Annotated in this window: 18 protein-coding genes; 13 read left to right on the top strand and 5 right to left on the bottom strand. The window is 60.7% G+C overall.

What is annotated here, in order from left to right; translation table 11 throughout:
• Window positions 1-11: 11 nt before the first annotated feature.
• From nahK to H7A76_RS30840, 4 genes are all read right to left on the bottom strand, one after another.
• Window positions 12-2672: a hybrid sensor histidine kinase/response regulator NahK/ErcS' gene (gene nahK / locus H7A76_RS30855; RefSeq protein ID WP_185702016.1), complete on the bottom strand. Its 2661-nt coding sequence runs from the start codon at window positions 2670-2672 to the stop codon at window positions 12-14.
• Window positions 2602-3765 (bottom strand): nitric oxide-sensing protein NosP, encoded by a 1164-nt coding sequence (gene nosP, locus H7A76_RS30850; protein WP_185702015.1) that lies wholly within the window; start codon window positions 3763-3765, stop codon window positions 2602-2604. The genes nahK and nosP overlap by 71 nt, the downstream gene beginning before the upstream one ends.
• Window positions 3766-4078: 313 nt before the next feature.
• Window positions 4079-5263: a porin gene (locus tag H7A76_RS30845; protein ID WP_185702014.1), complete on the bottom strand. Its 1185-nt coding sequence runs from the start codon at window positions 5261-5263 to the stop codon at window positions 4079-4081.
• A 209-nt stretch (window positions 5264-5472) separates the two neighbouring features.
• Window positions 5473-6510 (bottom strand): Ldh family oxidoreductase, encoded by a 1038-nt coding sequence (locus tag H7A76_RS30840; protein ID WP_185702013.1) that lies wholly within the window; start codon window positions 6508-6510, stop codon window positions 5473-5475.
• Window positions 6511-6642: 132 nt separating this feature from the next.
• Here H7A76_RS30840 and H7A76_RS30835 point away from each other — a divergent pair, with 132 nt between their 5' ends.
• The 10 genes from H7A76_RS30835 to H7A76_RS30790 all read left to right on the top strand — a co-directional run bounded on the left by H7A76_RS30835 (window position 6643) and on the right by H7A76_RS30790 (window position 18239).
• On the top strand, window positions 6643-7518 hold the full coding sequence (locus H7A76_RS30835) for a MurR/RpiR family transcriptional regulator (RefSeq protein WP_185702012.1): 876 nt from the start codon (window positions 6643-6645) through the stop codon (window positions 7516-7518).
• A gap of 16 nt (window positions 7519-7534) precedes the next feature.
• Window positions 7535-8287 (top strand): transporter substrate-binding domain-containing protein, encoded by a 753-nt coding sequence (locus H7A76_RS30830; protein WP_185702011.1) that lies wholly within the window; start codon window positions 7535-7537, stop codon window positions 8285-8287.
• Window positions 8288-8360: 73 nt separating this feature from the next.
• Window positions 8361-9080 carry an ABC transporter permease gene (locus tag H7A76_RS30825; RefSeq protein WP_185702010.1) on the top strand — a complete coding sequence of 240 codons (720 nt, stop codon included), beginning with the start codon at window positions 8361-8363 and terminating at the stop codon, window positions 9078-9080.
• Window positions 9077-9787 (top strand): ABC transporter permease, encoded by a 711-nt coding sequence (locus H7A76_RS30820; RefSeq protein WP_185702009.1) that lies wholly within the window; start codon window positions 9077-9079, stop codon window positions 9785-9787. Before H7A76_RS30825 ends, H7A76_RS30820 begins: the two co-directional genes overlap by 4 nt.
• 45 nt (window positions 9788-9832) lie before the next feature.
• The gene (locus tag H7A76_RS30815; RefSeq protein ID WP_185702008.1) at window positions 9833-11074 is read left to right on the top strand and encodes an FAD-binding oxidoreductase; all 1242 of its coding nucleotides are present in this window, start codon (window positions 9833-9835) and stop codon (window positions 11072-11074) included.
• 16 nt (window positions 11075-11090) lie between these two features.
• Window positions 11091-11891, top strand: coding sequence for an amino acid ABC transporter ATP-binding protein (locus tag H7A76_RS30810; protein WP_260498128.1), 801 nt, complete (start codon window positions 11091-11093; stop codon window positions 11889-11891).
• Window positions 11892-12926: 1035 nt separating this feature from the next.
• Window positions 12927-14273 (top strand): antiviral reverse transcriptase Drt3a, encoded by a 1347-nt coding sequence (gene drt3a, locus H7A76_RS30805; protein WP_185702007.1) that lies wholly within the window; start codon window positions 12927-12929, stop codon window positions 14271-14273.
• The gene (drt3b, locus tag H7A76_RS30800) at window positions 14266-16017 is read left to right on the top strand and encodes an antiviral reverse transcriptase Drt3b (RefSeq protein ID WP_260498127.1); all 1752 of its coding nucleotides are present in this window, start codon (window positions 14266-14268) and stop codon (window positions 16015-16017) included. Before drt3a ends, drt3b begins: the two co-directional genes overlap by 8 nt.
• Window positions 16018-17023: 1006 nt before the next feature.
• A complete protein-coding gene (locus tag H7A76_RS30795) occupies window positions 17024-17305 on the top strand; it encodes a hypothetical protein (RefSeq protein WP_185702006.1) in 282 nt (93 codons plus the stop codon).
• A gap of 532 nt (window positions 17306-17837) precedes the next feature.
• The gene (locus H7A76_RS30790) at window positions 17838-18239 is read left to right on the top strand and encodes a type II toxin-antitoxin system HicB family antitoxin (RefSeq protein ID WP_185702005.1); all 402 of its coding nucleotides are present in this window, start codon (window positions 17838-17840) and stop codon (window positions 18237-18239) included.
• Between the two features lie 148 nt (window positions 18240-18387).
• Here H7A76_RS30790 and H7A76_RS30785 read toward each other — a convergent pair whose 3' ends face one another.
• Window positions 18388-19791 carry a PLP-dependent aminotransferase family protein gene (locus H7A76_RS30785; RefSeq protein ID WP_185702004.1) on the bottom strand — a complete coding sequence of 468 codons (1404 nt, stop codon included), beginning with the start codon at window positions 19789-19791 and terminating at the stop codon, window positions 18388-18390.
• A gap of 87 nt (window positions 19792-19878) precedes the next feature.
• Here H7A76_RS30785 and H7A76_RS30780 point away from each other — a divergent pair, with 87 nt between their 5' ends.
• From H7A76_RS30780 to H7A76_RS30770, 3 genes are read left to right on the top strand one after another with little or no spacing between them, the layout of a single operon-like run.
• Complete coding sequence (locus tag H7A76_RS30780; protein WP_185702003.1) at window positions 19879-20325, top strand: GNAT family N-acetyltransferase; 447 nt, start codon at window positions 19879-19881, stop codon at window positions 20323-20325.
• Window positions 20322-20942: an FMN-dependent NADH-azoreductase gene (locus H7A76_RS30775; protein ID WP_185702002.1), complete on the top strand. Its 621-nt coding sequence runs from the start codon at window positions 20322-20324 to the stop codon at window positions 20940-20942. Before H7A76_RS30780 ends, H7A76_RS30775 begins: the two co-directional genes overlap by 4 nt.
• A gap of 28 nt (window positions 20943-20970) precedes the next feature.
• On the top strand, window positions 20971-21402 hold the full coding sequence (locus tag H7A76_RS30770; RefSeq protein ID WP_185702001.1) for a carboxymuconolactone decarboxylase family protein: 432 nt from the start codon (window positions 20971-20973) through the stop codon (window positions 21400-21402).
• Window positions 21403-21758 lie beyond the last annotated feature (356 nt).

Here is a 21758-nt window from a genome sequence, read left to right as displayed (position 1 = left end):
AGCGGCAAGCCTCAAGCTCGGGGCTTACAGCTTGAAGCTTGCCGCTGCTTTATGAGGTGGCTGATGGCGGTCTTGAGCTTCATCGGCCGTACCGGCTTGTGCATCAGGGTGTGACCCAGTTCGCGCAGTTGCTGCTTGAGGTCGTTGCTGTAGTTGGCGGTGACCATCATCGCCGGGATCGCCAGGGCACGGCGGGCGTTGATCCGCGCCACGGCATCGATGCCATTGCGCTGCTGGTCCAGGTGGTAGTCGGCGATCAGCAGGTCGGCCTCGGCCCGGTAGTCGTCCACCTGGCGCGCCAGGTCTTCCTCGGACAACGCCGTGACCACCTGGCAGCCCCAGCCTTCGAGCAAGGTGCGCATGCCGGCGCAGATCGCCGCGTCGTTATCCAGGACCCAGATCCGCGCCCCCTGCAAACGCTCCAGCGGCGCCGCCCGCCATTCCGGGCAGGGTACCGGTAGCGACGCGCTGGCGCTGATCGGCACCTGCACGCTGAACACCGAGCCGCGCCCCGGCCAGGAACGCACGCCAATGCGGTGCCCGAGGATCCCGGCGATCTTCTCGACGATGGCCAGCCCCAGGCCCAGGCCGCGGTCCTGGTCGCGGCGTTGTTCATCGCCGCGCTTGAACTCCTGGAAGATCTCCTCCAGCCGCTCGGCGGCGATGCCCAGGCCACTGTCCCAGACCTGGATCGACAACCAGCGGCCCTGGCGCCGGCAGCCCAGCACCACCCGGCCCTGGCGGGTATAGCGGATGGCATTGCTCAACAGGTTGCGCAGGACCCGCGCCAGCAGCTGGATGTCGCTGCGCACCAGCGCCGAGCAGGCCACGAAGTGCAGCTCCAGGCCCTCGCTGCGGGCCACCTGGGCATATTCGGCGGCCAGGTTGTCCAGCAGCTCGCCCAGGGCGAAAGGCGCGACGTCGGCCTTGATCACCCCGGCGTCCAGCTTGGAGATGTCCACCAGGGTGCCCAGCAGGTTTTCCACGTCCTCCAGGGAATTGCTGACATTGCGCACCAACGCCTGGCTCGCCTCGGGATCGCGGCGTTCGAGCAAGGCGCTGGTGAACAGGCGCGCGGCGTTCAAGGGTTGCAACAGGTCGTGGCTGACCGCGGCGAGGAACTTGGTCTTCGACAGGTTGGCCCGCTCGGCCTCGCCCTTGGCCTCGCGCAGGCGCGATTCGACCCGGCTGCGCTCCTCGATCTCGCGCAGCAGTTGCTGGTTGAGGGTGGTCAGCTCGGCGGTGCGCTCGCGCACCCGCAGCTCCAGGTTCTGGTAGGCCTGGTGCAAGGCCTCGGCGGTGCGCCGGCGCTCGGTGATGTCGCGGATCAGCACGAAGATCCCCACCACCTCGCCACTGGCCAGGCGGTTGGGCACGTAGGAGCGCAGCATGTAGCGCTCCTGGTGGTTGATGTTGGTCTCGGCGAACTCGAACGTCACGCTCTCTCCCGCCAGCGCCCGGGCGATATAGGGCTCCAGGCGTAGGTAATGCTGCTCGCTGTGCACCTCGCGCAGGCTCTGGCCGAGCATCACGCCCCGGGGCCAGCAGTACCACTGCTCGTAGACCTTGTTGGTGAACTCGTACACCAGGTCGGCATTGAGGTAGGCGATCAGCGCCGGCACGTGGTCGGCGATCAGGCGAATCCAGCGCTCGCTCTCGCTCAAGGCCTCGGCATGCTGGTAGCGCTCGGTGATGTCGGTGAAGGTGTTGACGAAACCGCCGGTGGGCAGCGGATGGGTGCGGATCTCCAGGACCCGGCCATCGCTCAGGCGCTGCTCGCATTCATGGATCACCCGGCCGCCGGCATCGCGACTGGCTGGGGTCAGCAGGCTCAGTTCGCTGTCGCCGATGACCTCGGCGAACAGCCGGTGCGCGGCCACCGGGGCCAACCCGCTGAGTTCCAGGAAGCGTCGGTTCCACAACTCCAGCACGCCCTCGGCGTTGACCATGGCCACGCCCTGGGACAGGTTGTCCACCGCCCGTTGCAGCAGGTGGGATTTCTGCGCCACCGCCTGCTCGCGGCGCAGGGTCTCGCTGTGCTTGACCTCGGTGATGTCGGTGAACAGGATCACCCGCCCACCCTCGCGGGTCGGCCGTTCGCTGACCTGCAGCCAGCGGCCGTTGTGCAGGCGATACAGCAGTTGCTCGTCGCCGCCGCTGCGCGGTTCTTCGCTGAACAGCCCGGTGCTGGTCAGCAAGCGCCGGACCTCGGCCAGGCGCATGCCGGCCATGATCCGCACCCGGCTGTTGGCCCAGAAAGCGCGAAAGCGACTGTTGAACAGGACGATGCGCTGCTCCTGGTCGAACAGCACGAAGGCGTCGGAAATGCTCTCGATGGCGTCGATCAGGTGCTGATGGGCGGTCTCGGCCCGCAACCGCGCCTCACTGAGCAAATGGTTGCCGGCCTTGAGCTCGGCCATGGCCTGGTTCAGCGCGTCGGTGCGTTCGCGCACCTGTTCGGCCAGCACCACCGAATGCTGGAACGCCGCATAGGGATCGTTGCCCCGGGTGATGCCGGACTCGACCCGCTCGATCAACGCGTCGTTGATCCGCCGCAGCTTGTGGTTCTGCCGTTGCAGGCAGTCGATCCGGGCGTGCAGTTCAGCGACGGGCCGCAGCCCGGCTGCGAGCAATGGCGACCCCGGTGAAGGTCTGGTTGATGTGCATGCCATTGAACTGTTCTCCGTAGGTGTTGAACCCCATCACCCGCTGCTCGCGCAGGAAGGCGCCGATACGCTCCAGGCCGCCCTGGTCTTCCAGTTCCAGGCGGCGCAGGAAGCAGTCGCAGCCGATGGTCAGCAGCAAACTGCCCAGGCGCTGTTGCAGGCCGTCGAACAAGGCTTGCAAGTTGGGCAGCAACGGCCCCGGGGTCATGGCGGTGAGGACGATGCCGTTCTCCACCGCGCAGTAGAAACTCAGGCTCAGGTCCGGGTGCACCTGCTGCACCGCGCGCACGTAATAGTGCTGGTTGATCCGCACCGCCAGCGGATGGGCGGCGAACACCCGGTGATCGAGCTGCGCCAGCGGTACGCCGATCAGCCGCGCGTATTCCTCGGCGGCCGGTTCCGCGTTCAGCTCATAGACCCGGCGCAAGGTACTGTCGGCGCCGGTGACCACCAGTTTTTCCGCCCGGGGCTGGATGTGGTGCGTGGTGAACACCTCGAAATCCAGCCAGGTGTTGACCAGCACCACCACCGCCGCGCCGCTGTGGAATTCACCGCCGAAATACACATGGGTGTGGGTCAGGTAGTTGTCGTCGCCGGCCGAGCCGCCGAAATGCGGGATATCGCCCAGGGCCGCGCCGAGGGCGGCCAGGACCATTTCCTCGCGGCTCGACAGGCCGTCCAGCAGGGTCAGGGCGAAGGTGTTGCCCTTGATCGGTGCCAGGGTGTTGCTGCGACAGCCGCCCACCAGGCGTTCGACCATCTGCTGGGCATCGATCAGGCTGAAATGCTCCATCTGGTCGATCAGCTCGGCGGCGATGGAAAAGTGCCGGTGGTCAAAACCGATGGCGGTCACGCAATTGCGCCCGTAACCCCGGGGGGTGATTTCCCCGGCGCTGGTGCAGCCCACCAGGGGAATGCCGCCAAAGCCCTGTTGCAGGGCCTGGCCGAGGGCTTGCAGGGGGTACTCGGCGGAGCAGAAGAACAACACGAAGCCCAGGTGCGGATGCAGCAACTGGCGGGCCAGGTCCTGGGCCACCTGCTGCGGATCGCCGGCCTGGGACATGGCGCTGACCACGCCCTCGCTCTGGGCTTGCTGCATGGTTGTCTCCGGCGCGGGTTATCTGAGGGATGAGTGTACGAAGTCGGCCCCGGGGCACGAATGCTACTTGGGTAGCGGGTGGACAGTTCCATGGGCGTAGGCGCCGGCGTGGCGAGGGAGCTTGCTCCTGCTCAGGCGCGCAGCGGCCGCGAAACCTGAATCCGCGATCAGCCAGGCAGACCGCGGACTCAGGCCTTGGGAAGGCTGCGCCTTCCAGCGCGAGCAAGCTCGCTCGCCACAGGTTTTTTTACAACCGGCCGCAATAACGGATGCAAACCACTTGCAGCGGGCAACTTGCGGCTTGCCGCTGCCGTTACCAGGTCAGCACCGCGCCGACGGCGAAGGTGTTGGTGTCTTCGTTCTGGGCGTTGCCGCGATGGCCATCGATCTGGAACTGGTTGTACTCGGCCACCAGCTTGAGGTTGTCGTTGATGTCATGGAACAGCGCGACACCGCGGGTCTGGTAGTCGGCACCGCTGCCCACCACGCCGTTGCCGTCGTCACGGGTCTTGCCGTAGGACAGCGCCAGGCGGTTCTTGCCCAGCTTGTACGAGCCCTGCAGCAGGTAGCCGCGGCTGTCGATATTGCGCAGCGTGGCCTTGCCGGCATTGTTGGTGAAGAAGGGGTTGATGCCCTTGGCCTGGAACCCCGAGCCAGTCAGGGACAGCCCGCCCATCTTGGCTTGCAGGCCGTAGCCCAGGCCCTTGGAGGTGACCGACTGCACCTCGGGATCGGTGTTGTCGGAGGTCTGGTAGCTACCGTTGAGCCAGCTGTAGAACTTGGCCCCGCCCAGGTCGAACTGGTAGGTGATCTCGCTCTCGGTGCGCGGGTTCTTCTGGTAGGACTTGCCCAGGGTGCTGCTGTCGTTGGTGTCCACCGGGTCGAGAATGCCCACCGCCACCCGCAGGCCGTCCATCAGCGGGCTGCGGTAGGTGATCTGCGAGGTGGGAAAGGGATAGGGATAACCGCTGCCGATGTTGCCGAACGACACCCCGCCGCCGTCCACCAGCCCCAGGCTGTCGCTGACCTGGCCATAACCGGCGAGCATTTCGTCGAGCAGGATATTGGAGCGGGCGAACAGGCCGAAGTCCTTGCCGATCAGCACTTCGCCCCATTCGGGGTTGGCCACGGTGCCGTAGAACTGGCGCACGTCGATGGCGGTGTCGGTGCCGTTGTCCTGGCTGTCGTTGATGGTCACCCAGAACGAGGCCCGGGCGCCGAGCTTGAGGTCGTCCACCTGCCGGCCCATGTTGAAGCCCAGGTAGTTGGGCAAAAAGCCCATCTTCACCCGCGCCTGGCGCCGGTCGTACTGCTCGCCGGCACGGTCGACCTTGCTGTTGACGTAGAAGGCGTTGACGTAGCCGTCGGTGGAAAAGGTGGTCTGGTCCTTGTCGTAGAGCATGATCTGGGCCTGGGCGGCCGTGCCCAGGCCCAGGGTCGACAGGCCGGCGATCAGGGCCGGAAACAGAGGATGCTGGCGATTCTTATTGTTGTGCATGGCGCGCTCCGCATTCGGGGGACGAGATGTCGGAGGCGATTATCGAAAGGCGCCGCAAGCACCCATAGGCTGCCTTGGGGGCAAGGGACCGGTGCTTTGGAGGGGCTGGCAGGGACCGGCCAATCCGATCCACGACCGGCCCCGCTACCAGCCCCCTACCGGGAGTAGCACCAAGGGTTGATCGACCCCGGTGCCAAGGGATGAAGCCTTCAGCCGTCCCCGGCCAGTTCCCGCAGGCGCGCCAGTTCGGCGGCGGCCAGGGGAATACCCTCTTGCAGGGCTTTGGCCCGGGTGCGGTGGCGTCGGTCGCCGGGCAGGCGCTCCAGGCCCACGGCCTGCATCTGCCGCACCAGCTCCTGGCTGCGCTGGGCGAAGCGACCACCGCCGCAGTGGCTGGGGTCGATGACGATCAGTAACTGGCCGGTCCAGGGCGTCTGTGCCCCGGGGTGCCGGGACCAGTCGAACTCGAAGGAAAAATTGCCTCCCGTCAGCGCCGCCGCCAGCAACTCCACCATCATCGACAGCGCCGAGCCCTTGTGCCCGCCGAAGGGCAGCAAGGCGCCGCCATCGAGGATCGCCGCCGGATCGCAGGTGGGCTGGCCGTCACGATCCACCCCCATGCCCTCGGGCAGCTGCTGGCCCTGGCGCTTGGCGATCTGCACGTCGCCATGGGCAATGGCGCTGGTGGCCAGGTCGAAGACGATGGGCTCGGCGCCTTCGCGGGGCGCGGCGAAGGCAATCGGGTTGGTGCCGAACAGCGGCCGCTGGGCGCCGTGGGGCACCACGCAGGTCATGCTGTTGACCAGGCTCAGGGCCACCAGGCCCTCTTCGGCGAAGGGCTCGACATCCGGCCAGAGCGCGGCGAAGTGATGGGAATTGCGGATCGCCAGCACCGCGATCCCGGCGCTGCGGGCCTTGCTCACCAGGGTCTCGCGGGCCGCCGCCAGGGCCGGCTGGGCAAAGCCGCCGGCGGCGTCCACCGCCACCACGCCGGGGGCCACGTCCTCGACTTGCGGCACGGCCTGGCCATCGACCCAGCCGCTGGCCAGGGACGACAGGTAGCCGGGAATGCGGAACACCCCATGGCTGTGGGAGCCGTCGCGCTGGGCCCGGGCGCAGTTGTCCGCCAGGACCCGGGCCACCTCGGCACGGGTGCCGTGGCGCAGGAAGATGCGTTGCAGAAGATGGGTCAAGGCCGGCAGGTCGAGGTACTCGCTAGCGGCCTGCGCCAGGGGGGCGTCGGACATGGGTGGCTCCATTGGAATTGTTATGGGAAGGCACCTGACTATCGCGTCATGCCAGTTAACTGTCAAACATTGACTTAATGACAGAAAACATCCATTTTTCATTGCCAACGGCCCGCTAAAACGAAAACAACCATGAGCCAACCGATCAAGCAACGCCTCGAAAGTGCCCTGTCCGGTACTACCGCCTCAGGCCGGGCGATCGCCAGCTACATGCTGGCCAACCTTCATGAACTGCCGTTCCAGACCGCCGCCGAGGTGGCCGGCAAGCTGGGGCTCAGCGAGTCCAGCGTCGGGCGCTTCTGCCGCGCCATCGGCTACAGCCATTTCAAGGACTTGAAGAACGACCTGAAGAACGACCTCGGCGAAGGGCCGTGGCTGGTGGGCGATCGCTTGCAGGAATTTCGCCAGCAACCCAACCCCACCGGCCAGGGCCTGCCGCGCAGCTTCGAGCTGGAAGTCGGCGCGCTGATGAAGGTCTACGAATACAGCCTGACCCCGGCCTGGGACCAGGTCGTGCAACGCCTGGCCAGCCGCCCGCGGGTGTTCGTCGCTGGCTTCCAGACCGAGCGCGGCATCGCCGCCTCCATGGTCCACCTGCTGCAATACCTGCGCGACGGCGTGCAGCTGGTGGACGGTTCCGCCGGGCACTTCGCCGAGGTGCTGCTGGCCCCGCCCGCCGACTGCGCGCTGGTGGTGTTCGAGGCCCGGCGCTACTCGCGCCACGCCCTGGCCCTGTGCCACAAGGCCCGCGCGGCCGGGATACCCGTGACCCTGGTGACCGACACCTTCTGCGACTGGGCCGAGCAGAACGCCGACGAAGTGTTCCGCGTGCCCACCGAGTTCAACCTGTTCTGGGAGTCCACCGCGGCGATGCTGTCGCTGGTGCACCTGCTGGTCAACCAAGTGTGCAAGCACCTGGGGCCCGAGGTGGAAAAGCGCCTGGAAGCCACTGCCACCCTGCACAACGAGTTCGTTGGCTACACATCCTCCACCCGAGCAAAACAATAAGTCATCGAGGTGCTCCATGAAAAACGTCGTTCGCTTCGCCAGTGCCTGCGTCATGGCCGTCGCCGCTACCGCGGCCCAGGCCGAGGTCTTGAAGATCGCCACCGAAGGCGCCTACCCGCCCTTCAACTACGTGGACTCCAGCAACCAGCTGCACGGCTTCGACGTGGACATCGCCAACGCCCTGTGCGAGCGGCTCAAGGTGCAGTGCCAGATCGTCGCCCAGGACTGGGAAGGCATTATCCCGGCACTGATGGCCAAGAAATACGACGCCGTGGTGGCCTCGATGATCGCCACCGACGAGCGCAAGAAAAAGATCGCCTTCACCAATCACTACTACCGCACCCCGCTGTCGGTGGCGGTGGCCAGGGACTCGGACATCACCGACGCCCAGACCGACTTCAAGGGCCGCACCGTGGGCGCGCAATCGTCCTCGACCCAGGCCATCTACGCCGAGGACCACTACGGCCCGGCTGGCGCCGACGTGAAGTTCTACCCGACCCTGGACGAAGCCAACAGCGACCTGGCCGCCGGGCGCATCGACGGGGTGATCGCCGACAAATTCCCGCTGCTGGCCTGGGCCGACACCGCCGGCAAGGATTGCTGCAAGATCATCGGTGACGTCAACGGCACCACCGCCGACGCCTCGATCGCCGTGCGCAAGGAAGACAACGCCCTGCGCGAGCGCCTGAACCAGGCCCTGGACGAGATCGTCGCCGACGGCACCTACAAGAAGATCTCCAGCCGCTACTTCGCCTTCGACATCTACTGATCCGTCGCCACGGTGCCGCGCCGCCCTGGCGCGGCGCCCGGCTGCACGACGCGTTGCGCAAGAGGGTCCGAGCATGTTCCAACAGCTGTCTCTTCTTACCCTGGCCAGCGGCGGCTGGGGCTCGGCCTTGTTGGCCGGAGCCCTGGTGACCATCGCCCTGGCACTGGCCTGCGTGCCCATCGGCCTGCCCCTGGGGCTCGCCGTGGCCTTGGCCGCCCGCTCGAAAAACCGCTGGGCGCGGGCCTGGGCCACCAGCTTCTCCACGGTGTTTCGCGGCCTGCCGGAGCTGTTGACCCTGCTGATCATCTACTACGGCTGCCAGATCGCCGCGCAGAAGATCCTCGCCGCCCTGGGCTACCCCGGCGAGGTGGCGATCAACACCTTCGTCGCCGCGATGATCGCCTTCAGCCTGGTGTTCGCCGCCTTCTCCAGCGAGATCTGGCTGGCGGCGTTCAAGACCCTGCCCAAGGGCCAGTACGAAGCCGCCAGCGCCCTGGGCCTGTCGCGGCGCACCACCTTCAACCAGGTGCTGCTGCCGCAACTGACCCGCATCGCCCTGCCGGGCCTGTCCAACAACTGGCTGTCGCTGCTCAAGGACACCTCGCTGGTCTCGACCATTTCCCTGGTGGACCTGATGCGCCAGACCAACCTGGCGGTCAGCGTGACCAAGGAACCCATGCTGTTCTACAGCGTGGCCTGCCTGGGCTACCTGCTGTTCTCGGCGTTGTCCGGGCAGTTGTTCGGCTTTCTCGAACGGCGCTTCAACCGCCATCAGCGGAGCCTGCAACCATGAACCTGGATCAATGGCTGAACCTGGTGCTCAACCAGGAATTGCTGGAGCGCTACGGCCCGCGCTTTATCGAGGGCTTGCTGGTGACCGCCAAGCTGGTGGCGATCTCCTTCAGCCTCGGCGCCCTGCTGGGCCTGCTGATCGCCCTGGGGCGGCTGTCCGGCAACCCGCTGCTGCGGCGCTTTACCGGGGCCTATGTGTACTTCTTCCGCGGCTCGCCGCTGCTGGCCCAGCTGTTCATGCTGTATTACGGCCTGGGCTCGTTCAAAGGCTTCTGGCAGGACGTGGGGCTGTGGTGGTTCTTTCGCGAGGCGTGGCTGTGCACCCTGCTGGCCTTCACCCTGAACACCGCCGCCTACCAGGCGGAGATCCTGCGCGGCAGCCTGTTGGCGGTGGCCCAGGGGCAGCGTGAAGCCTGCCAGGCCCTGGGCCTGTCGCGCTGGACGGCGTTTCGCAAGGTGATCCTGCCGCAGTCGCTGCTGGTGGCCATCGGGCCTTTGGGCAACGAACTGATCCTGATGATCAAGGCCAGCGCCATCGCCTCCCTGGTGACCCTCTACGACCTGATGGGCGTGACCAAGCTGGCCTTCTCCCGCAGCTTCGATTTCCAGATCTACCTGTGGGCCGCGGTGCTGTACCTGGTGATCGTCGAGGGGGTGCGGCGCAGCCTGAAATACCTGGAAGGCCGTCTCGGCCGGCACTTGAACTGAACCCTTGGGAGCCCGCGCACGGCCCCCCGCAGTAAGGATAGAACCATGCATTGCCAGACCATCGTCTTGGGCGCCGGGATCGTCGGCGTCAGCACCGCCCTGCACTTGCAGGCCCGTGGCCGCGAAGTCGTGCTGCTGGACCGCCAGCCGCCGGGCAACGGCACCAGCCACGGCAACGCCGGGCTGATCGAACGCGCCAGCGTGATCCCCTACGCCTTCCCCCGGGAGGTCGGGAAGCTGCTGCGCTACGGCCTCAACCAGCAATCGGACGTACGCTACAGCCTGCGCCACCTGCCCAAGGCCGGTCCCTGGCTGCTGCAATACTGGCGCCACTCCTCGCCCCAGGGCCTGGCCGCCGCCACCCGCGCCATGCTGCCGCTGATCGAACGCTGCGTCAGCGACCATCTGGCCCTGGCGGAGCCGGCGGGCATGCTCGGGCTGATCCACGACGGCGGCTGGCTCGAAGCCTTCAACGACCAGCAAGCCTTCGACAGCGCCCAGGCCGCCGCCGCGGACCTGGCCCAGTACCAGCTCAACTACCGGGTGCTGGACCGCGAGCAGATCCACGCCCTGGAACCCGGCCTGCACGGCGACGTGGTGGGCGGCCTGCACTGGCTCGACCCGCGCACGGTCAGCGACCCCGGCGGCCTGACCCGTGGCTACGCCGAACTGTTCAAGCAGCGCGGCGGCCGATTCGTCATCGGCGATGCCCTGAGCCTGGCCCAGGTCGAAGGCGGCTGGCAGGTGCACAGCGAACACGGCCCGATCAGCGCCCAGGAAGTGGTGGTCGCCCTCGGCCCGCAAGCCGCAGGCCTCTTCGAACCCCTGGGCTACCGCATCCCGCTGGCGATCAAGCGCGGCTACCACATGCACTACGCCGCCCTGCCCGGCAGCGAGCTGCGCCACCCGATCCTCGACCCGGTGGGCGGCTACGTGCTGGCGCCGATGGTGGGCGGCATTCGCCTGACCACCGGCATCGAATTCGCCGACCCGAGCGACCCGATCAACGAAATCCAACTGCGCCGCTGCGAGGCCCTGGCGCGACAGTTCTACCCCCTGGGCGAACGCCTCGACGCCGAACCCTGGCTGGGCCGCCGCCCCTGCCTGCCGGACATGTGCCCGGTGATCGGCCCGGCGCCGCGCCACCCGGGGCTGTGGTTCAACTTCGGCCACGCCCACCACGGCCTGACCCTGGGCCCGGTCAGCGCTCGCCTGCTGGCGCAACTGATGACCGGCCAGACACCCTTCACCGACCCTGCCCCCTATCGCGCCGAGCGCTTCAACTGACCGTCGGAGACCTGCCATGCTGACCCAGACCGCCCCGCTGTCCGCCGTGCCCGACCCTGCCGCCCGCGCCACCATCGACCGCCGCGACGTGGTGATCGATATCGCCGGGCTGAACAAGTTCTACGGCGCCTTCCACGTGCTGCACGACATCGACCTCAAGGTCCGCCAGGGCGAACGCATCGTCCTCTGCGGGCCTTCCGGCTCCGGCAAATCGACCTTGATCCGCTGCATCAACCGCCTGGAAATCGCCGAGAAAGGCCAGATCCTGGTGGACCGCACCGACCTTGCGCAAAACACCCGCGAAGCGGCCAAGGTGCGCAGCCAGGTGGGCATGGTGTTCCAGCACTTCAACCTGTTCCCGCACATGAGCGTGCTGGACAACTGCACCCTGGCCCCCACCACCGTGCGCGGCCTCTCGCGCAAAAAGGCCGAAGAACTGGCCCGCAGCTTCCTGGCCAAGGTCGGCATCGAAAGCCAGGCCGGCAAATACCCCAGCCAACTTTCGGGCGGGCAGCAACAACGCGTGGCCATCGCCCGGGCGCTGTGCATGGAACCGAAGATCATGCTGTTCGACGAGCCCACCTCGGCGCTGGACCCGGAGATGGTCAGCGAAGTGCTGGATGTGATGGTGAAACTGGCCGACAGCGGCATGACCATGCTGTGCGTGACCCATGAGATGGGCTTTGCCCGGCAGGTGGCGGAGCGGGTGTTGTTTCTGGATGGGGGGCGGATTGTGGAGGATGCACCGCCGGAGGCGTTTTTTGCGGTGCCCAAGAGTGAGCGGGCGAAGGCGTTTCTTGCGCAGATTGTGCATTGAGGTCGAACCCGATTCGTTACCACGGGTGCGGCAGCGACAGATTGAAATGCCATGTAAGCAAGAGACTCAGCGAACTTACTGTGGCGAGGGAGCTTGCTCCCGCTCGGTAGGCCGGCGTACCGGCGTGCAGCGGTCGTAAAACCTGAGTCCCTGATCTTCTTGATGAAAAAGGGATGTGAGCATATCCGTTGCTGCGGTCACGGCCACTTAGGGTTCCGCTCTTACAGCGGGTCACTTTGGAAAGCCCGGAATGCCGGCCAACCCAAAGTAACCAAAGGCTCTCTGCCCCTCCACTCGGTGCCTCGCCTAGGCTCGGCATGCCAGAACGAAGGCATTGATCCGTGGGCCGCCGCCACCGGCCATCCATGGCCGGAGGGCGGCTAACCCGGCATCCTTGCCGGTTTACCCACGGCTCAATGCCTGCGTTCGGCCATCGTGCCTAAAGGGGCAGGAAGATCAAAAGCCAAAGCAAGAGCAAAAGCAGGCGGCCTACCGGCCGGCCTGTTTTAGTGCCATTTGCGTTCTCTGTAGAAGCTACCGAAGGCTACGAACGACTGCGAAGCAGGCGTAGCGATCTCAAGGGTGGCTATCTGCGCCATTTGAACTACAAGTGATACTCAGAATTTTCCCTCGCCGTAGCCATGGCACCTACCAGCACAAAAAGAAGATCCTGCACCGCAATATCTAGAGCGGCACCTAAGTCCTCCTTCACCAAAAAGGAGCAAAAAGCTAAATCAACGAACGCAAAAATATTGCGCATTGCAATGATCAAGACCGACAGCAACCGACAATGAGCTACCGCTCTTGACAGACAGTTATCGGTTAAAAGCAGCCATCGGGTGACTAGAAACTCTGAAACTGTTCAACCAACCGAAAATCCGCTAAAAATTTAGCATTGGAAAGTTGTACAAATAAGATAAAACGTGTCTTATCTAAATTTATCCGCTGACTGATAATGCAGCTCAAAAATAGCTCTCCCTGTCAACAACATTGAAATAGAGAACTCGCAAAAAACATGGAAGGTTAAACGAAGCTATGGATCAATCTTTCTCAATAAAAAATCTTAATAATCTTCTCAAAGCAGATCGAGAAAGGGGGGGTGATCTAGAGGAGCGGTATATCCCTAATGCCTTTGATATAAGAGTAAAACTCTACAAACTTAATAAGCTTCAGTCATTTTCTCGATACCGCTTACGCACTGGAAAAACCACTCAAGCGTTCTATGACAAGCGTATGTCACGCCTGTCTATTGTTATGGATAAACGCAAAGCTCAGCACGGACGTTTAATTGAGTCTGAGCTCGAAAGAGTATCTAAGATAATCAGCAGCAAAGATTTTAGAATAAATGTAACTGCTCTGCCGGCTCCGGTTGGAGGAAAACGAGTTTACGGGGTCGGAAATAGCTTAGATCAAGTTCTTGCGATTAGGTTTGTTCAGAGAGCCCTGAAGATTCTTTATGAGTTACGCATGCCTTCACGCGACATTCTAGTTAGCCAAATAAAATCACTGGCTTTAGATGGCGTACCAAAATATATAATAAGATCGGATGTAGAGTCATTTTACGAGTCTGTAAGGCACAAGGAATTACTCGATGGAATTCATCAAGCCCCGGAGCTTTCGGTACTAATAAAAAGAATTTTAACACGACTTTTGAAAGATTACGTCATCGTATCCGGTGATAAAAACGGGTTACCACGCGGAATAGGAATAAGTGCATACTTATCTGAAATATATCTATCCAGCATTGATACAGAGGTAAGACGACAAGATGATTTATTCTATTACGCCCGATACGTCGATGATATGGTCTTAATGTTTGCCCCCCAGCGAAAGGAGCTTATAGCGAGATACTTACCCATTCTCAGCGAGATACTTAACCAAAAGGGACTAAAGTTCAACACCAAGACGAAGACAATTGATTTACTTGATGAGCAAAAAGGAAAATTTGATTATCTCGGATATACATTTGATGTATCCAGCAGCAACTTAGGCGTACGACTTAGTCAAAGAAAATTGGAAAAGTATAGATCACGCATCGAGAAGGCGTTTTCCGATTACGCTTCAAAGTTCAAATTCATCCCAGAAAAATCTGAAGATGAATTGATGCTCAGATGCCTTTTCTTAACGGGAAACATGCGCCTATTCAATAGAAAAAGTAATGCCTTCATTGGCATCTACTTTAGCAACAAGTTCATAACTGACACCAATCAACTTTCCGGACTAGATCACTTTTACCAAAATAAAATAAAAAGCATAACCAGCCCATCTTTAAAAAGAAAACTTTCAAAGTTATCTTTCGAAAAAGGATTCAAAGAAAAATTATTTAGAAACTTTGACTCCAAGCAGCTTTCAGAACTTTCGCGAGGTTGGAAGCATGTCTAGAAAAAAAGCTCTATCCATAAACTTCCCAATAGAGCGAGTTATATTATCAGATGTACTCCCATACGAAGTCCCCATAGTATTTTCAAATAGATACTTCTATAGATTCCTATGCAAACACAACATCAAATTTAACGGATATAAAATTTCATGGAACCATAGCGATGAGGTACTAGACAATCTTGTAAAAATGGTTCTAGGAGTTCAACCAACTAAGACTGTCAAACATATCACTGATAACGATAGGTCTGTCTCCATAATTGACCTAGAAAAATCAGACCTTGTCCATACCATTCCCTTCGTATTCTCTACTACGCATAAACAAGACCAACTGCGCCACTTGTCGCTAATGCACCCCAAGGGCCAGTTGCTGGTAGTAGACTTCTATGACCAATTTAAAGACTTGATGATTTATTACACTGGACGAAGTGAATTCAGCCTGCGATCACCACGACGAGTTGCTGGGTGTACATATATTGACTTTCGCGCACAAATAGAGCGACAAGACAAATCTGATACATTAGTAGAAGTAGATGGCGAAAACTATGAAAACTTAAAGTCTTTTTTTGTTTACGAAAGATTCAGTAATGTTTTTAAATTTTACGAATCAAGAGAACACCTGCGTTGCGAGCGTGACTTCAGGAAACTTACTAAATTCGACGTTTCAGGGTGTTTTGATAATATATACACTCACTCCTTAGCATGGGCAATATATGGAAAAGATTTTGCAAAACAGAACCTTAAACACATATTAGGGTCATTTGCAGGAAAATTTGACTCATTGATGCAGAAGTTAAACCACAACGAAACCAACGGAATATTAATCGGCCCTGAAGTCTCAAGAATTTTCGCTGAAATCATCCTTCAAGCAGTTGATATCGAGATTACTGACAAGCTACTCAAAAAAGGCTATATAAATACTGCAGACTTTAAGATTTATCGCTACGTAGATGACTATTTCGTATTCTACAACAATGATGAAGTATGCCATCAAATAAAAACAACCCTACAAGAGAGTTTAAAACTATATAAATTATCCCTAAACAAGGGAAAGGAAGAGACTTTAGAGCGCCCTATAATCACACCAATATCTATCGCAAAGAAGCGTATTTCTGATCTTTTTGACCATACACTGGCTTATGACATCTCTTCAACAGTCAAGGATGGAGAAAAACTACCAAGAGGGGAAATTCACATTGGTAGATCCTCTCTAATCACTGACTTCAAGTCTATCCTGGCAACATCGGGAGTTAACTATGGAGAGATCCTAAATTATTCACTTTCAGTTGTAGAGCGCAAAGTAGGATCTTTAATTAACTCTTACAAAAAAATAGAGAAAACCAGTAACACTGATAAAAATTTCTCAAAATCAATGGAAGCCATTCTAGGGTTTGTGTTTTTCATCTATGCCGTCTCACCAAAAGTAAATACAACCATTAAGCTTTGTCGCATATGTCAGCGCGTTCTTTATTTTTACAAGACCGAAAAAATAGGTCTTAGTTATGAGGCATCAATCTCACAAGTAATATATGAGAGATGCCGAAGTGTTATGGATCATAACTCAGACGGCAAGAGCGCGAAGATTGAGATCATGTATCTGCTGGTATTAATGCGCCAACTGGGCAAAAATTATCGCATAGATGAAAAAGTCCTTGGATATAGCTTTGGGCTTGAGCTAATAGATGGACAATACCAAGCAAAATCCAGCCTTAATTATTTCTCTATAGTTACTCTTTTTTCTATATAGAGAAAAAGTCTCGTTATTCGCTACTAAGAAGCGCTTTGGAAAAACATATTCTGGAGAGATTCGGACTGAAGCAGGACTCGTTAGTCGGCGACTCCGAGATGATTCACTTAGCGTTAGATCTTACGGCATGCCCATTCGTGAGCAACGAGACCAAAATGAAAATTTTGCAAATGTATAGCCTACCTAAAAATAATCTACTGAGAATTCAAAAACTTAGCGAGTATTGGTTCACCAAATGGGGTAATTTCGACTTTTCTAAAGAACTAGACGCCAAGGTCAGTCAGGAAGTATATTAATCGAGATGCTTCACGCACATAGAAGACCGTTTGCGGTCGCACACACCAGCATCATGGCAAGGTTGTTCTATGCACGAAAATCTTGCCTCGTTGAATCCTCGTGAGTTCTTCGGTCTTGACTCCTTCACTTTCCTTATAGATTTAGGCCCACTAGGAAAGTGAAGGATGCTCGATTATCTTTTCTTTTCAATGAGATATGGGTCACTACATAAACTTCAGTTAGTTTTTATCTCAAGAAAACGATGTCAGTTGTACCGATGCTAATTTCCAGCGTTGCGTCGATCACAGCCATCACGGACGACTGCTTTTGGCCAAACTCTGTCAGTGGCTTCTGGCGTATAGAGGTTTGTAAAACAAGATGGCGATTCAAACCTCATCACATAACTGCCGTAACCACTGCCCCCACGAAACACCGCTTCAAACATCCCCACCAACACCCGGTTGCACCTCACGCGCGCGCCCCATATAGTTCGCCCTTCGCGGCAAAATCCGCGAACGACCTTGGCCGGTCGAATTACAACGACGCATCAGCGTCCAAAACACCATTGCAGACGCTTTTTTTGTGCCTGCGATTCTGTGTTATGGCGGCTGTGTGCGGGACACCTTCGGGTGTGCCGGTGTCGTTGTAGCCGGTCGGCCAACCCTCACACAGCTGCCACCCTCAATTTGCTTGGCCGCAGATGGTGGAAGCTCTACAACGAGTAACGACCATGGACGATCAATCGGTTTCCCGCTTCTCCCCCGTCGACACCCACGACACCAACCAAGCCGTTTTCTACCTCGACACCCAAGCCTCCCTGAGCGATCTGGCCAGCAGTGCGGCCCATCGTTTCACCGTGGTGCGGGATCTGATGGACACGCTGTCCACGCTTAACCTGAAAGACATTGCCGACTGCGATCTGGCGCGGGTCACCCGAGGGGTACATCTGCTCACCCGGGAGGGTTGCGCGGTGCTGGAGGTGATTCAGTGGCGCACGGCGCTGGAGAGCTGAGCGCGACTCAACAAGCGCATAAAACGCGCTCGGCTTTGCTTCGGCCTTTGATCTGGCTTTGGCTTTTTGGCTTTTGATCTTGATCCACCTGCCCCTTTAGACACGATGGCCGAACGCAGGTATTGAGCCGTGGGTAACCCGGCAGGACGCCGGGTTAGCCGCACTGGGCCATGGATGGCCCATTGCGGCGGCCCACGGAGCAATACCGGAGAGAGGGCATGCCGAGCCTGGGCGAGGCGCCGAGTGAGAGGGCAGAAGCCCTTTGGTTACTTTGGGCTGGGCCGGCATTCCGGCTGTTCCAAAGTGACTCGCCGTAAGGGCGAAACCATAAGCGGCCGTTACCGCAGCAATGGATATGTACACAGAACCGTATGCAGCCAGGTGAAAAGCATCGGCAGGTTTGGCGAGAACTGCGTCCTCGTACGCAGCCTCGCTGCGCTCGACAGCGGCTACAGGCGACGGTCAGGGCCATCCGAAAACTGGCTGAACTGATATAGCGCCTGCCACCTTCACACCTATTGAGGAGATCCCCATGCAATATCCCATCTGCATCGAATGGGGCGACGAACACACCGCCACCGGCATCCAGATTCCCGACATCCCCGGCGCAGTCACCGCCGGCGACACCTTCGAGAGCGCCTACAGCGCCGCCATCGAGATTGCCCACGTCATGCTCGAAGAACTGGCCCGCGCCGGGCAAGCCATTCCCCTGCCCTCGCCCACCCACAAGCACCGCACCAACCCCGATTTCGCGGGCATGGGCTGGGGCATGCTGGATATCGATATAGCGCCTTACCTGGGCAAGACCGAGAAGGTCAACGTGACCCTGCCCGGTTATGTGATTCAGCAGATCGACCGCTTTGTCCGTGAGCACAACATCAAGAGCCGGTCGTCTTTCCTGGCCGATGCCGCGCTGGAAAAGCTCGGGCGCTGAAAGCGGCTGCAGGGGGCAGGCCAAGCGGTATGAGGGCGGTTGCTGCGCACCCCAGCGGGAGCAAGCTCCCTCGCCCCAGGGGTAGCGGCCTGCCAAATGACTGGGCTACCGTAGAAAAAACGCCAGCCTCAGCGGTCATAGCCCCTTCTCACCTGATGACCTGAGCCAACCGCCCCGCCACACTCGCCGCCTGCTCTGCATTGCCCACATTGGTAAACCCCATCACCAACCCCTGCCTACCCCCCTCCCCCAGGTACCACTGCGACAGCGGCTCCACCGCAATCCCCACCTCCCGAGCCCGCTGGGCAATCTGCACGTCGTCCCCCTCCGCCAAGCCGGCCACCACATGCATGCCCCCGGCCTGCGGGTCTATCTGCAACCGCCCCGCCAACTGCTGGTGCAACGCCTCGACCAGCCATTGCCGTCGACGCGCATACAGGCCACGCATCTTCTTCAGGTGCCGGGCAAAGTGCCCCTCGTTGAGAAAGGCCGCCACCGTCGCCTGCAGCAGTTGCGGACAGTGATTGTGCAAGCGATCCGCCTGCCGGGCGAACGCCTGGGCCTGTTCGGCGGGCACCACCAGGTAGGCCAGGCGCAACCCTGGAAACAACACTTTGCTGAAGGTGCCGGTGTAGAGCACGCGGCCCTGCTGGTCGAGGCTCTTGAGGGCCGGCAGGGGCTTGCCCTGGTAGCGGTATTCGCTGTCGTAGTCGTCCTCGATGATCCAGCTGCCCTGGCGGTTGGCCCAGTCCAGCAGGGCCAGGCGCCGCGGCAGGGACAGCGACACCCCCAGCGGGCTCTGGTGGGTCGGGGTGACCACGGCAAAATCGGCCTCTGGCGCGCGGGCGATGCCTTGGGCGACGTCCAGGCCCTGATCGTCCACGGGCACGGGCACCAGCTGGGCGCCGGCCGCCAGCAGCGCGCTCCTGGCCATGAAGTAGCCGGGCTCCTCCAGCCAGCAGGTGGCCCCTTTGCGCATCAGCGTGTGGCTGATCAGGTCGAGGCAGGCGCGGTAGCCGGCGCAGACGAAAATCTGCTCCGGCTGGCAACTGATGCCCCGGGAAATTCCCAGGTAGGAGGCGATGGCCGCCCGCAAGGGGGCATAGCCGCGCGCGTCCGGGTAGACCAGGCCTTCGACACCCGCCTGGCGCAGTTGCCGGCCGGCGAGGCGGGTCCAGAGTTTGCGCGGAAAAGCGTCCAGCGCCGGCAGGCCCATTTGCAGTGCCAGCGGCGGCGTGCCGGCATGGGCGGCCTGGTAGGCCGTGGCAGCCACCGGGACGTGCCGCGAGGGCACGCAAACCGGCGCCAACTGCGGCGTGACAATGGTCCCGGCGGCCCCGCGAGCCGTCAGGTAGCCCTCGCCCATCAGCAGTTGGTAGGCCGCTTCCACGGTGCCACGCGCCAGGTTCAGTTCCGCCGCCAGGGCGCGCACCGCCGGTACGCGGTCTCCCGGACGCAGGCGGCCATCGGCGATGGACTCGCGAAACCGTTGATAAAGCTGGCGATAGATCGGCGCCGTCTGGCTGCGGTCCAGTTCGAATGCAAGCATCATGGCCTAGTCATTTATGCACTTTTTGGCTCTATAGCTTAAGCCATCGCCCTTCTAAGGTGGGTCATCTCTTTTCAGCGGATGACGTACATGCCCTACACCCTTCAACACCTCGACAGCGAGGCGGCCCTGGCGGCCAGTTTCGAATTGATGCGGGTCTTGCGCCCGCAGCTCAGCAGCCCGGCAGCCTATGTCGCCCAAGTGGCCCGACAAACCGAGCAGGGCTACCGCTTGCTCGCCGCGTGGGACGCAGAGCGCATCGTCGGCCTGGCGGGTTACCGCACGCTGGAAAACCTGCTCTATGGGCACTTCATCTACGTCGATGACCTGGTGGTGTGCCCACAGCTTCAGCGCAGCGGCGTGGGCGCCCGGCTGCTGAGCGCCGTGCGGAATGAAGCCGTGCAACGTCAATGCGAGCACTTGGTGCTGGATACCGGCCTGCACATGCCCCTGGCCCAGCGCTTCTATTTTCGCCAGGGCTTGCTGGCCCGCGGCATGCACTTCACCCAGCGCCTGCGCGGTGAGGAGCCGGCATGAACAACCTGCTGCTGATCAACGCCAGCCCCCACGGCCAGGTTTCCCACGGGCACCAGCTGGCCCTGGAACTGGCGAGCGCCCTGGGCCACCGCTATCCGCACCTCGAACTCGTCGAACGCGACCTGGCGGCGCAGCCGCTGCCCCCCCTGGGGCCGGACTACGCCCACGCCCTGACCAGCCCCACGCCCTTCGACGCGCCGCTGTTCGAGGTGTCCGAACGGTTGATCGGCGAGTTGCAGCGCAGCGATGTCCTGGTCATTGCCACGCCCATGCACAACTTCACCCTGCCGGCCGCGCTCAAGCTCTGGGTCGATTATGTCCTGCGCATTCACCGCACCTTCAGCTCCGGCCCGGAGGGCAAGGTCGGCCTGCTCGAGGACCGCCCGGTGCAGGTGCTGGTGAGCTCCGGCGGTTTTCACCAGGGCGAGCGGGCACGCCAACCGGACTTCCTGACGCCGTATCTGCGCCATGTGCTCAACACCCTCGGCCTGTTCGACCTGCGGTTCACCTACCTCCAGGGCTTGGTGCTCGGGGACGACGCCGTGCGGCAGACCATCGAAGAAGCCCGCACTGCATTGTTCTCCAAGCCCCTGTTCAACCCTCTCGTGGGTGCTTGATCACTTTTTTCTCCACCGGAGTTTCACCATGAGCCAACTCAGACTGCCCTTTGCCTCCCTGTCGCCTGCCGCCTATCAAGGCCTGCTCGCCACCAACACCGCGCTCGCCGCCAGCCCGCTCGGCTTGCCCTTGCTGGAACTGGTGTACTTGCGCGTCTCGCAGATCAACGGCTGCTCGTTCTGCCTGGGCAAGCACTCGCAGACCCTGCGCGAGAGTGGAGTGACACAAGACAAACTGGACTGCCTCGCCGGCTGGCGTGTCAGCGAACTGTTCGACGACCGCGAACGCGCCGCCCTGGCCTGGGCCGAAAGCCTCACCTACGTCCACGACAAAGGCGCGCCGGACGAACTGTACGAACCACTGAAAGCGCACCTGAGCGACGTCGAGATCTCCGACCTGACGCTGGCCGTGTCCTTGATGAACGCCTTCAACCGGCTGGCGGTGGGGATGAAGCTCTAAGGGCGAGATCCCCCATGGGCCAGATCGCGAGGATTAGGCTGAGCAACACGGCAGACGCCCTGGCGACTCCAGCAGAGCCGAGCACAACCTTCGACCGTGACGACAACAGCGTCACCTGGCTTTGGCTTTGGCTTGTGATCTTGATCCACCCGCCCCTTTAGACACGATGGCCGAACGCAGGTATTGAGCCGTGGGTAACCCGGCAGGACGCCGGGTTAGCCGCACTGGGCCATGGATGGCCCATTGCGGCGGCCCACGGAGCAATACCGGAGAGAGGGCATGCCGAGCCTGGGCGAGGCGCCGAGTGAGAGGGCAGAAGCCCTTTGGTTACTTTGGGCTGGGCCGGCATTCCGGCT

This window comes from Pseudomonas sp. MSSRFD41 (assembly GCF_014230245.1).
Taxonomy (GTDB): domain Bacteria; phylum Pseudomonadota; class Gammaproteobacteria; order Pseudomonadales; family Pseudomonadaceae; genus Aquipseudomonas; species Aquipseudomonas piscis.
Note: the sequence above shows the minus strand (reverse complement) of the source record. Positions and strands in the feature narration are given on the sequence as shown.

Excerpts from the sequence above, each read along its gene's own strand:
- H7A76_RS30790 (WP_185702005.1), top strand. The coding sequence starts at position 17,838 with ATGCAATATCCCATCTGCATCGAATGGGGCGACGAACACACCGCCACC.
- H7A76_RS30770 (WP_185702001.1), top strand. The coding sequence starts at position 20,971 with ATGAGCCAACTCAGACTGCCCTTTGCCTCCCTGTCGCCTGCCGCCTAT.
- H7A76_RS30810 (WP_260498128.1), top strand. The coding sequence starts at position 11,091 with ATGCTGACCCAGACCGCCCCGCTGTCCGCCGTGCCCGACCCTGCCGCC.
- nahK (WP_185702016.1), bottom strand. The coding sequence starts at position 2,672 with ATGGCATGCACATCAACCAGACCTTCACCGGGGTCGCCATTGCTCGCA.
- H7A76_RS30840 (WP_185702013.1), bottom strand. The coding sequence starts at position 6,510 with ATGTCCGACGCCCCCCTGGCGCAGGCCGCTAGCGAGTACCTCGACCTG.
- drt3a (WP_185702007.1), top strand. The coding sequence starts at position 12,927 with ATGGATCAATCTTTCTCAATAAAAAATCTTAATAATCTTCTCAAAGCA.
- H7A76_RS30795 (WP_185702006.1), top strand. The coding sequence starts at position 17,024 with ATGGACGATCAATCGGTTTCCCGCTTCTCCCCCGTCGACACCCACGAC.
- H7A76_RS30775 (WP_185702002.1), top strand. The coding sequence starts at position 20,322 with ATGAACAACCTGCTGCTGATCAACGCCAGCCCCCACGGCCAGGTTTCC.
- H7A76_RS30780 (WP_185702003.1), top strand. The coding sequence starts at position 19,879 with ATGCCCTACACCCTTCAACACCTCGACAGCGAGGCGGCCCTGGCGGCC.
- H7A76_RS30825 (WP_185702010.1), top strand. The coding sequence starts at position 8,361 with ATGTTCCAACAGCTGTCTCTTCTTACCCTGGCCAGCGGCGGCTGGGGC.
- H7A76_RS30785 (WP_185702004.1), bottom strand. The coding sequence starts at position 19,791 with ATGATGCTTGCATTCGAACTGGACCGCAGCCAGACGGCGCCGATCTAT.
- H7A76_RS30835 (WP_185702012.1), top strand. The coding sequence starts at position 6,643 with ATGAGCCAACCGATCAAGCAACGCCTCGAAAGTGCCCTGTCCGGTACT.
- drt3b (WP_260498127.1), top strand. The coding sequence starts at position 14,266 with ATGTCTAGAAAAAAAGCTCTATCCATAAACTTCCCAATAGAGCGAGTT.
- H7A76_RS30820 (WP_185702009.1), top strand. The coding sequence starts at position 9,077 with ATGAACCTGGATCAATGGCTGAACCTGGTGCTCAACCAGGAATTGCTG.
- nosP (WP_185702015.1), bottom strand. The coding sequence starts at position 3,765 with ATGCAGCAAGCCCAGAGCGAGGGCGTGGTCAGCGCCATGTCCCAGGCC.
- H7A76_RS30845 (WP_185702014.1), bottom strand. The coding sequence starts at position 5,263 with ATGCACAACAATAAGAATCGCCAGCATCCTCTGTTTCCGGCCCTGATC.
- H7A76_RS30815 (WP_185702008.1), top strand. The coding sequence starts at position 9,833 with ATGCATTGCCAGACCATCGTCTTGGGCGCCGGGATCGTCGGCGTCAGC.
- H7A76_RS30830 (WP_185702011.1), top strand. The coding sequence starts at position 7,535 with ATGAAAAACGTCGTTCGCTTCGCCAGTGCCTGCGTCATGGCCGTCGCC.